At 51.7% G+C, this 6,751-nt stretch carries 11 protein-coding genes and 1 pseudogene; 2 read left to right on the top strand and 10 right to left on the bottom strand.

The window, feature by feature from the left end:
* The 8 genes and pseudogenes from AACS18_RS02940 to AACS18_RS02975 all read right to left on the bottom strand — a co-directional run.
* Positions 1-307: pseudogene (locus AACS18_RS02940) on the bottom strand (terminase); the annotation flags it as partial.
* Positions 308-487: a hypothetical protein gene (locus AACS18_RS02945; protein WP_069529520.1), complete on the bottom strand. Its 180-nt coding sequence runs from the start codon at positions 485-487 to the stop codon at positions 308-310.
* Between the two features lie 27 nt (positions 488-514).
* On the bottom strand, positions 515-1,075 hold the full coding sequence (locus tag AACS18_RS02950; RefSeq protein ID WP_108613653.1) for a DUF2514 family protein: 561 nt from the start codon (positions 1,073-1,075) through the stop codon (positions 515-517).
* A complete protein-coding gene (locus AACS18_RS02955) occupies positions 1,072-1,566 on the bottom strand; it encodes a lysozyme (RefSeq protein ID WP_108613654.1) in 495 nt (164 codons plus the stop codon). The genes AACS18_RS02950 and AACS18_RS02955 overlap by 4 nt, the downstream gene beginning before the upstream one ends.
* Positions 1,563-1,778, bottom strand: coding sequence for a hypothetical protein (locus tag AACS18_RS02960; protein ID WP_100647266.1), 216 nt, complete (start codon positions 1,776-1,778; stop codon positions 1,563-1,565). The genes AACS18_RS02955 and AACS18_RS02960 overlap by 4 nt, the downstream gene beginning before the upstream one ends.
* Positions 1,779-1,908: 130 nt before the next feature.
* On the bottom strand, positions 1,909-2,154 hold the full coding sequence (locus AACS18_RS02965) for a hypothetical protein (RefSeq protein WP_146184843.1): 246 nt from the start codon (positions 2,152-2,154) through the stop codon (positions 1,909-1,911).
* 151 nt (positions 2,155-2,305) lie between these two features.
* Positions 2,306-2,752, bottom strand: a complete 447-nt coding sequence (locus AACS18_RS02970; RefSeq protein WP_108613655.1) for a hypothetical protein — start codon at positions 2,750-2,752, stop codon at positions 2,306-2,308.
* Positions 2,736-2,954 (bottom strand): hypothetical protein, encoded by a 219-nt coding sequence (locus tag AACS18_RS02975; protein WP_108613660.1) that lies wholly within the window; start codon positions 2,952-2,954, stop codon positions 2,736-2,738. Before AACS18_RS02975 ends, AACS18_RS02970 begins: the two co-directional genes overlap by 17 nt.
* Before the next feature lie 574 nt (positions 2,955-3,528).
* Here AACS18_RS02975 and umuD point away from each other — a divergent pair.
* Together umuD and umuC are read left to right on the top strand one after the other, a co-directional pair.
* On the top strand, positions 3,529-3,951 hold the full coding sequence (gene umuD, locus AACS18_RS02980) for a translesion error-prone DNA polymerase V autoproteolytic subunit (RefSeq protein WP_108613657.1): 423 nt from the start codon (positions 3,529-3,531) through the stop codon (positions 3,949-3,951).
* Positions 3,952-3,954: 3 nt separating this feature from the next.
* Positions 3,955-5,229 carry a translesion error-prone DNA polymerase V subunit UmuC gene (umuC, locus tag AACS18_RS02985; protein ID WP_108613658.1) on the top strand — a complete coding sequence of 425 codons (1,275 nt, stop codon included), beginning with the start codon at positions 3,955-3,957 and terminating at the stop codon, positions 5,227-5,229.
* A 36-nt stretch (positions 5,230-5,265) separates the two neighbouring features.
* Here umuC and AACS18_RS02990 read toward each other — a convergent pair whose 3' ends face one another.
* Both AACS18_RS02990 and AACS18_RS02995 read right to left on the bottom strand, forming a co-directional pair.
* Entirely contained in the window at positions 5,266-5,973 is a 708-nt protein-coding gene (locus tag AACS18_RS02990; RefSeq protein ID WP_146184844.1) for an ETEC_3214 domain-containing protein, read from the bottom strand.
* A gap of 236 nt (positions 5,974-6,209) precedes the next feature.
* Positions 6,210-6,751 (bottom strand): TIGR02642 family protein (locus AACS18_RS02995; RefSeq protein ID WP_108613659.1); only part of this gene is annotated, 542 nt, incomplete at its 5' end.

Here is a 6,751-nt window from a genome sequence, read left to right on the forward strand (position 1 = left end):
AGTCGTCACCGGGTTGTGTGGATGAGGATAACCTTTCCCCTCTTCCCTCTCCCCCTCTGGCCTTAGCCTCATTCCCCTTGGGTTGCGCATTCTTCTCAGAGTGCGCAATTGTGCGCACTTTGGACTGCGCACTTTGCGCATTGCGCACATCTGAATGCGCAGTTTGCGCAGTTCGAAACTTGATATGGCGCCGCGCAGATTGGTAGTTGAGGCCCTGTTTCTCGCACCACTCTTTCACACTGATGCCAGAGGCTGCGTGCTCAGCAGTGAACTCCTCTTGCATCGCAAGCCAGTCGATTCGGGCCATTTATACAGACAACTCACCTTCAACAACGGTGTCCCCGGGTACTGGCAGATGAGTCGCAGATACCTCCACAGCGACGCCAGTGTTCAAGAGCACCAGTGCTGTATCGCCATCGTGGGACAGGATACCGTGTACAACACCGGTCATTTTCCCAACATGCTCCAGATCTTCATTCCAGTTCATCCATTCCCCCACAAACAGAAATCTTGCCTATCGGCGGGGCTTTGTGGCAGACAGAGCATCGTAGGCCCGCTCACACGCTAGTCCTGCAGCTCGAGCTCGGTCATATGCTGCAGCCAACTCTCCCGCTCGAGCATCAGCCCGGCTGAGCAGGTCGGCGAGCACCAGGGCAGACTGGCCTGCTGCCTGGCCTCCTTGGGCAATACCGGGATTGCCGGCGCACTGACCTGCTCGGCTTGCCAGGCGGCGGGCTTGTTCGCGCAAGCTACCAGCGACAGCATTAGCGGCAGCAGCATCAGCTTCGGCCCGGGCGATATCCTGTTCTGCATCTTGTCTCACCTTCTCAATTTCATTCTGGCGGCGCTGCTCTTCTTCACGCACCAATTCCAAGTTTTTGGCCTTGGCGTCAGCGAGTTCCGCTGCCTGTCGGCTCCATTTCGCTTGCCACTCAAGCCGCTCAGTTTGTTCCCCAGCGCGATAGCCTTCGCTGTAGCGGTACTGATACAAGGCCAGGCCTGAGCCCAGCAAGATTGCAACGACCAGGCCACCAGCGACATAAGGGGCAGCCTTGGCATAGCTGCTTGGAGTCATGTTCCACCCTTGCACTGTGCATGCAGGCGCAGCCGGTCAGCCCAGAGACCACCACACACTCGGTTACCAGGCACAGAGCAATCCTGGCTGCCAGCACGACGAAACAGCAGGATCGCCTCGCAAGCACCTTCGTAGTCACCAACATTCAGGCGCTTCACGATAGTCGAGCGACAGAACGCCCCCTGGCCGATGTTGTGCGACAGCTGGACGTAGGCGTCGTACTCATACTGGTAGAGCGGTACCTTGATGCAGCCTTTGAGGGCGCTCTCGAACACGCGAACTTCACGCAAGCTCCTGTTGATAGCCTGGAGCGGAGTGATCTTGTCGCCTCGCTTCACCCCCTCGGTACTACCTGCCCCAATGGTGGGTACCTGCCAGCCGTGAACTGGGTCCGGGTATGCTTCCAGCTTGATGTTCTCTCGATTCAAGATCCCCACAAAGCCCGCGGCGGAGAGCGTCAGTGCGGCAACGGCGACGCGTACTTTGCTCATTCTCTCCCTCCCCGGGTAAGCCGAGGCCGGATGATGTTGCTCCAAATAAACCACCCCATCTGGACCACAATCCAGACCAGCGTGGCCGCAAGTACCCAGTCATTGAGCGAATAGCCCGCCAGAGTCATCGTTGAGACAATGACCGGCGGGCCGGATTTTACGGCAACCCCTGAGACCACTGCGGCCGTTGCCACCCCTTCCTCTTTGCTCATCCCTCCCCCCAGAAACGACAAAGCCCGCACGAGGCGGGCTAGAAACAAAAAGGCCAGGGTCGGTAAGACTCTGGCCATCTTTAAGCAATACTAACGCTGGGGCGACGGGGATTCAACCAACGAATCACCGTTAAGGGTGTTCGCAGCAGCAGCCCTCATTATCCAAGGAGCCTGAGGTATAGGTAGGCAGCAAATAGCCAACTTTATCATCAATTTCTACTTCGATTTCGAAGTTATCGCAGCACGGACATTCTTCACGATCATCATCGAAAGCATGATCAATGCAGTAAACCGGGGTACCTTTAGCAATACGATGTCGGTAGTTAACCTCTACATATTCTGCTTCTGAATCACAGCAGCAGCAGGTGAAAGACATACCAAACTCCTTTTTAAATGTAATATTACCTGAGGGTTCAATCCTATCGAAACATTGCGTCTAAACCTAGCTAGAAAGTGAGTTTTGATGTATAGGTCTCAAAACCAAATATCACTAAATCAATGAGAGTTTTGCATCACAACAAACTCGACTACCCTGGAAGATTTAATACTGCAAACATGCTAAGGGCACATAGCGCCAACACAAATGACCATTGCATGATCTTTACTGCCAGACGATGCCAATGATTAGGCTTTGCGGTTAGACCCGTCCTCTGAATCTCTAGCGCTGCCATTGCGTCCCCTTTCTCTCTTCGCATCTTGTTCAGGGCATCTATAGAATCAAGGTAAGACATGAATTCTGACCGAAGCGCATATATCCCTGCGAGGATCGTGAACAACAAGCTGATCCAGCACAGTGCCAACACCCAGATGAACTTTGGCTCTTTGGGGATGTAGCTCTGCTGAAGTGCGACGAGACTGGTTAAAGCTGCAACTGACAGAGTGATGACATTCCTTATCCAGTCATAATATGGCTTGTGATGCCTATCACTTGCCCTTTTTACCAACGCATTTAGCCCTTCAGTTTCCAGAGTCATACGCACCTTTCTTCACCTTCCGATACCGCTCTACCTGCTGCAAAAAGTAGATCTGCATCCCCCCCTTGTAGTTCCCTGTCTCGCTCTTGGCTGGGATCTTGATCTCTGGGTTCCGCTCCTTCCACACCGCGTAGACGGCTGCCTTCTCGACCTCAACTTTCTCCTGCTGCTCTTTCGGCAGGGTGCATAGGATATAGCTCATCATTACCCCCTACTGGATTTTGTATCGACAGGGAGTTCATTCCACCATGTTTCAAAGCTAGGGACTTGGGCGAAAAATGAAGGGTCTTGCTCACTGAGAGCTTGATATAATCTCCTGAAGGTATGTAGGCCAGTCTGAACTTTAACCCCAGGCATATAACCATATGAGCCAGGTTCCTCAAAGGATCTCAACACCTTCCTCTCTGTAAATAATCTACGGCAATAGTCGATGTTTTGTTCTGGAACAAAACCAGACTCTCCAGCGACAATACACAGAACAGAATTATCGGTATTCCACAGCATTTCCAATGGGGGCTTGAACATCGCAATCCTCGCAATGAAGAAACCTACTATCAGGACCCCTGCGATCACTGCCCCCTTCTTACCCCACGCTTCCCAAGCCTGATACATAAGCATCTTACTTCCACCATCTTGTTGAGTCTGTGTAGCATTTTGCCGCTCTCGTGGCATTTATTCAAATGAGTACAAGCAATCCGGGGCCAATCGCTCCACGGTGATCTTCATCTGCAGCAAGGCTATACTGTGTTTATATACAGCACAATAGAGTCCTAACCATGTTTGCAGTACCTGAACTCGATTCGCCAGCACTTGAGATCCCCTTATATCTGTCCCCTGCGGCCTGTGGTTTTCCATCCCCCGCCCAGGACTATGTCGAACAGACGATCGACCTGAACCAACTATGCGTGGAGCACCCGGCTGCCACCTTCTATGTTCGAGCTAGCGGGCACAGCATGGTGCAGGCAGGTATCAATGATGGTGATCTGCTGATCGTCGATAGGGCGCTCAAAGCATGCCATGGCGCCATTGTGCTGGCCTGTCTTGATGGCGAGTTCACAGTGAAGCGGCTGCAGGAACGTCCGTATCCTGCGCTGATGCCTGCCAACCCGGACTTTGCTCCCATCTATCTGCAAGAGGGACAAGAGCTCGAGATATTCGGGGTCGTCACCTTCGTCCTGCACAAAACTAAGCTGGGGTAAGCCATGCCCCACGTGATTGCCCTGGTCGATGTGAACAACTTCTACGCCTCCTGCGAGCGGCTATTTCGCCCCGACCTCAAGGGGGTGCCGATCGTCGTACTCTCCAATAACGACGGCTGTGTGGTATCCCGCAGCCCAGAAGCCAAAGCCATTGGCATCAAGATGGGGGTCCCCTACTTTCAGATCCGCCAGTTCTTTGAGGCGATGGGTGGGGTCTGGTTCTCCAGCAACTATGCCCTCTATGGCGACATGTCGAACCGAGTCATGACCGTGTTGGAGGGGATGGCACCGACAGTTGAGGTATACAGCATTGATGAGGCCTTCATTGAACTGAGCGAAAGCTGGGCTGGCGACCTGCTGGAATATGGCCGCCAAGTGCGGGCACGTGTGCAGCAATGGACCGGGCTCACCGTTGGTGTTGGCATTGGCCCCACCAAAACCCTGGCTAAGCTTGCCAACTATGCCGCCAAGAAATGGCCGGCCACCGGTGGAGTGGTCGATCTACGCGATGAGGCAAGACGGGCCAGGCTGATGGCTATTACACCGGTCGAGGAAGTCTGGGGCATAGGCCGACGGCTGACAGCCAAGCTGGAGGCTCAAGGCATCAAGACGGTCGCAGACCTCGTTGCTGCCGACCCCAAGAGTCTACGGAGCCGGTATGGCGTAGTCGTCGAACGGACAGTGCAGGAGCTGCGGGGGATCCCCTGTGCAGACCTCGAGCAAGTAGCCCAGGCCAAACAGCAGATCATCTGTAGCAGGAGCTTCGGCGAACGCATCACAGCCATTGGCCCTATGCATCAGGCTCTCGCTGGTTACATGGAGAGAGCCGCGGAGAAGCTACGGGCTGAGGGCATGTGCTGCAGCCATGTCACTTTGTTCGTTCGCACCAGTCCCTTCAATGAGAAAGAGCCCTACTACGGCAAGCACATCAGTACCAGGGTCGCCATCCCTACCAGCGATACCCGAGCACTGCTGGCACTTATCCCTCCTCTCCTCTCACAAGTCTGGAGAGATGGTTACCGGTACCAGAAAGCAGGCGTCATGCTGGCTGACTTCACTCCCTCAGGAACCCAGCAAGGTGACCTGTTTGCAATGGAGCAGCAAGAACCTCGCAGCGGGGCTCTGATGCAGGTGATCGACAAGATCAATCAGGAAGGCTTGGGGAAAGTATTCTTCGGGGCTCGAGGCAAAGATAACCGAGAGTGGATGATGAAGCGGGAGCAACTGAGCCCCCGCTATACGACAAAGCTTTCAGAAGTACTTATGGTGAAAAGCTAAAAAAATTCGACACCTAATTATATAAACTGGATGTCATTAGTATTGATGCTCAGGTAAATCCCTAGATGTATAGAACTCAATTCCTACTCCAAAAACCGTCTCATTATCATCTCTTCCACCAAGAATTTTCCCAACGCCATATGTATTGGGATAGGATTGTCTCCGAAAGCGATCAGAAATCTCAACAGAAGGATTTGGCATTTCATCAAATGGCAGCATTTCTATATCGCCATAATCAACACCTGCAGGGTTAAATGCCAAATAAACGTTTCTATAGTTACCCACATTCCCTAGATAAACATTTTCGTTATACTCAAAAAATTTTGAACTAAAATTAGCCTGATTCTCCGAGTAATGTTCAGACAGTGCATAGAACGTCTCACCTAAACTTTGATTTAAATACGGTACTGTTGGATGAAAATCCTTATCCTTTGACGTCACAGCAAAGAAAATAACTTCATTGTCATTATTAAAAACAACCTGCAAGTAGAACCGTTTAAAGGAATATACATACTCTGACAATTTCTTGTTTCTTTCGTGACTTTCAACAATTGGGCTGCCGAATACAGATTTGACATGTTGGATACTTACCCCAGTATTGAGTAATACTAAACTATCCTCAGCTCGTTTTTGCTTTATATAATTCCCATACACACCATGTATGTCATTAAGATATCCGACTAACAACATAACACCTGCAATATAAGGCCATGATAATCTCAGAAAGGAAAATAAACGAACCACAAATTATCCTTTTTCGTTAATAATATGCTAGACGATGCGATAAGTGTTCTAGAATAACCTAAGAAAACTACCACACTAAATCAAAGCGGCTAGACTACCACCATACAAAACCGGGTTCCATACTAAGCCCTAAATAATTTAGCGTATACGAACTGAAGGCAAGATAAAGTTGCGCTCAATTAAAACTCCCAAAACCTTTACAAGTTATGAAATAGCAGCGTGCGTAAAGTAATGAATCACTCCAAACAGCTCATCTCCCTCACTTGCCTGTCCATGATCCGCACCAAGTCCGATGCCTGGTGAATCACCTCATCGACCAACCGCTCCATTGCTTCGCTCATTGCCATGCCAAAGCGCCGTGATACGAGCTCAGCGTCCGGGACCACTCGCCCGGTACCGTGACACTTCGGACACTCATCACCCAGTCGCAGACGCCTGCCGGTACCCTTGCACTGCGGGCAGCGTCCAGTTTGCAAGATCTCATCTGCACAGCGATCCCGGGCCGCACTCAATATCCCGTTACGCTCTGCCAGCAGGCGGCGATACTCGTGGTCATTACCAGCCCGGTGAGCCCGCTTCGCTCTTTCCATCACCACAGATGCTCTGCGCCGCTCCTTGTCAAAGTAAGGGTGCGATGACACCAACCGATCTAACTGTTCAGGCAGTGGACGACGAAGCAATATGGCCAGGGCCATGCCTGCAGCCTCCTCACTCCCCAGCTCACTCTCGAAGAAGGTAAGCAGAGCAACGATAGACTGCGGGTCAACAAGGTGATCTG

This window comes from Aeromonas sp. HMWF015, from assembly GCF_963878965.1.
In the GTDB taxonomy this organism is placed as follows: Bacteria; Pseudomonadota; Gammaproteobacteria; order Enterobacterales; family Aeromonadaceae; genus Aeromonas; species Aeromonas veronii.

Excerpts from the sequence above, each read along its gene's own strand:
- AACS18_RS02945 (WP_069529520.1), bottom strand. The coding sequence starts at position 487 with ATGAACTGGAATGAAGATCTGGAGCATGTTGGGAAAATGACCGGTGTT.
- AACS18_RS02950 (WP_108613653.1), bottom strand. The coding sequence starts at position 1,075 with ATGACTCCAAGCAGCTATGCCAAGGCTGCCCCTTATGTCGCTGGTGGC.
- AACS18_RS02955 (WP_108613654.1), bottom strand. The coding sequence starts at position 1,566 with ATGAGCAAAGTACGCGTCGCCGTTGCCGCACTGACGCTCTCCGCCGCG.
- AACS18_RS02960 (WP_100647266.1), bottom strand. The coding sequence starts at position 1,778 with ATGAGCAAAGAGGAAGGGGTGGCAACGGCCGCAGTGGTCTCAGGGGTT.
- AACS18_RS02965 (WP_146184843.1), bottom strand. The coding sequence starts at position 2,154 with ATGTCTTTCACCTGCTGCTGCTGTGATTCAGAAGCAGAATATGTAGAG.
- AACS18_RS02970 (WP_108613655.1), bottom strand. The coding sequence starts at position 2,752 with ATGACTCTGGAAACTGAAGGGCTAAATGCGTTGGTAAAAAGGGCAAGT.
- AACS18_RS02975 (WP_108613660.1), bottom strand. The coding sequence starts at position 2,954 with ATGAGCTATATCCTATGCACCCTGCCGAAAGAGCAGCAGGAGAAAGTT.
- umuD (WP_108613657.1), top strand. The coding sequence starts at position 3,529 with ATGTTTGCAGTACCTGAACTCGATTCGCCAGCACTTGAGATCCCCTTA.
- umuC (WP_108613658.1), top strand. The coding sequence starts at position 3,955 with ATGCCCCACGTGATTGCCCTGGTCGATGTGAACAACTTCTACGCCTCC.